Origin of the sequence: Streptomyces lothianensis, from assembly GCF_047779955.1 — a bacterium.
Taxonomy (GTDB): domain Bacteria; phylum Actinomycetota; class Actinomycetes; order Streptomycetales; family Streptomycetaceae; genus Streptomyces.
In genome coordinates this window covers 1-210 of the sequence record NZ_JBLMKT010000188.1, presented here as the reverse complement: position 1 = coordinate 210, position 210 = coordinate 1, and the positions used below count along the sequence as shown (strand labels likewise).

The following is a 210-nucleotide window of genomic DNA, read 5'->3' as shown; positions in this document are numbered from 1 at the left end:
CCCACGGCACCCAGGTCGACTGGACGACGTACTACGCAGGAACCGGCGCCCGGCGCGTCGATCTGCCCACCTACGCCTTCGACCACCAGCACTACTGGCCCAAGAATTTGATACCGGCTGCCGATCTGGCAGGCATCGGTATGAGTGCGGCCGAGCACCCGTTGTTGGTGGGTTCGGTGGCGCTGGCGGGCGAGGATGTGTCGCTGTTCA

At 65.2% G+C, this 210-nt stretch carries 1 protein-coding gene; it reads left to right on the top strand.

Annotation, left to right across the window (positions count from 1 at the left end; translation table 11 throughout):
- The coding region (locus tag ACLF6P_RS30170; protein ID WP_415954620.1) for a hypothetical protein at window positions 1-210 on the top strand (210 nt) is incomplete at both ends.